Origin of the sequence: Longimicrobium sp. (genome assembly GCF_036554565.1) — a bacterium.
Taxonomy (GTDB): domain Bacteria; phylum Gemmatimonadota; class Gemmatimonadetes; order Longimicrobiales; family Longimicrobiaceae; genus Longimicrobium.
In genome coordinates, this window is sequence record NZ_DATBNB010000374.1 from 1 (window position 1) to 2,066 (window position 2,066).

Consider the following 2,066-nt stretch of genomic DNA (forward strand, 5'->3'; position numbering starts at 1 on the left):
GTCGCGCCGAAGATCGGCGACAGCCCCGGCGCCCAATCGATGTCCTCGTCACCCGCCGTGGCGGTGCCGGGGGTGGTGAACCAGGACGTGGTGTACGCGCCGCCGCCATAGATGCCGAGCTCGAACGCGCTCGCGCGCCGGCCCATCATGTCCTGGGCCTGCGCTTCCCCTGCCGTCCCTGCCGCCACGACTACGGCGCCTGCCAGGGCGGATGTCAGCAATCGCTTCATGGAGTCTCTCCGAACCGGGTGTGCATCGCTTCCTGCGAACCATCCATGTGACCATCCCACCGTCACGAACCCGGGGCCGGCAGCCCTCGAGGCTGCTCCCCCTGGCAAACCCTGCGCGTTTGCCGTCTACACCTCCTGCGCCCGTGTGAAGGTCCCGGCCCGGGACCGCGCTAAAATGCCTTCAGGACGCCGCCCATGACGGCCCCGTACACCACGTGCCCCGCCAGCACCGCCCACGGCGTGGCCTTGCCCCAGTGCAGGCCGTAGCGGCCGGGGGGCGGAAGCCGCCCCTCTCGTACGCACGCGCTGACCCGCCCAAGCAGGGGCAGTGCCACCGCGACGGCAGCGCCGTTGAGGAAGCCGACGATGGTTCCCGTTCCCCACCCCGCCCCGCCGAGCACGCCCATCATCAGGGCGTACACCGCGGGCACCAGCGAAACGCCGAGCGCGAGGAAAAGAAGGAAGCCCACCGTTTCCGTCAAGGGAACGTTCGGCTCGCGGAAGAACAGGCAGCCGAGCTGGGTGGTGGGGCTGAACCGCGTCCACTCGAAGCTCCGGAACAGCCAGAATACACAGGCCGACAGGACCGTGGCCACGAAACCCGCCCAAATGATGGCGCTCCAGGACAACCCAGCCTCCCCTTCCGCGTCCGCTCGGGACGGCGCTTCGGTGCGCCGGCCCGTCCTCTTCCCCCACCGGCCGCCGCGCCCTCGCGGCGCGGCCGTCGTGCCTATACCAGACGCGCCTTTTGCGCGCTGGGTCACCCGCGCTGCCGCTCTACGCCGCGCCGGTGGCGGGCGGCGTGGCGTCCAACGTCGTGGCCGTCGTCGTCGTCGTGGCCGCCGTCGTGGCCGCGCGGCCGTCGGTGTCGCGCCGGGGCACGCGCGCGGGCTCCAGCGCCGGCAGCACGTCGTCGGCCACGATGCGGAGGGCCCGGTTGAAGATGACGTCCGACACCCCCTCGGGGATGGTCATCACGTCCAGGTACAGGTCTACCGCCTCGTGCAGCGGAACCTCTTCGGCCAAGGCCTTGCCGAACACCAGGGCGTTGTTGACGTGCGTTTCGAAGAGCGAGTCCTCGGCGCGCGCCGCCGCCAGGTTGATGCGCTGGCGCAGGTCGTCGTGCACGCGGCCCTTGATGCGGCGGCGAACGCGCGAGAACACCGCGTCGAACCGCCCGCCGTCCTCCCCCGGACGGTGCGCGAGCTCGTCTTCCTCGTCGTCCTCGAGGTCCAGGTTCAGCTCTTCGGCCTCGGTGAGCCCCGTGCGCCGGCCGATGGCGGCCAGCGCCCGGCTCCCCACGTTGCGCGCCTGTTCCGGCGTAAGCCGCAGGATGCGCGCGTAGATGTCGAGGGCGCTGTCGAAGGGCAGCTCCTCGTGCACCAGGTCTACCAGCGCCAGTACGTGGCGAACGTGCGTGGAGAGCAGCCGTTCCTGGCAGACGGCGGTGGTAAGGTCCACCTGCCGCTGCATCGCGCGCGAGATCTTCCGAGTCAGGGCCACGGGCTGCGTCTCCGTTCTTCCGAGTGTGCAGGCCCCGGTGTCATAGTCCAAGAGAACCGACGTTCCGCGTACCGGGGCGTTCGCGGTGGCGCGGAAGCAAGTTCCATTCCCCCTTCGGTGCTGGGCGAGCGTCCGGGGGCGGAAACGCGGACGGCCCCCTCCCGGAGTTCCGGGAGGGGGCCGTCGGGGCGAAGCTTCGTCCGGCGCTTACGGCTGCGTCGTGGCCGGCGCGGGCGTGGTGCCCGCGGCCGGTGCGGGCGTCGTGCCGGTGGCCGGGGCCGGAGCGGCGCCCGTCGCGGGCGCGTTCCCCGTCAGCGGGTTGGGCGTTCCGGT

Annotated in this window: 3 protein-coding genes; all 3 read right to left on the bottom strand. The window is 71.6% G+C overall.

All coding sequences use genetic code 11. The features are described 5' to 3' along the window. A partial coding sequence (locus VIB55_RS10415; protein ID WP_331876595.1) for a hypothetical protein occupies positions 1-230 on the bottom strand: 230 nt, incomplete at its 3' end. 170 nt (positions 231-400) lie between these two features. Further along, the gene (locus tag VIB55_RS10420) at positions 401-859 is read right to left on the bottom strand and encodes a hypothetical protein (protein WP_331876596.1); all 459 of its coding nucleotides are present in this window, start codon (positions 857-859) and stop codon (positions 401-403) included. A gap of 148 nt (positions 860-1,007) precedes the next feature. Beyond that, complete coding sequence (locus VIB55_RS10425; RefSeq protein ID WP_331876597.1) at positions 1,008-1,733, bottom strand: hypothetical protein; 726 nt, start codon at positions 1,731-1,733, stop codon at positions 1,008-1,010. Positions 1,734-2,066 lie beyond the last annotated feature (333 nt).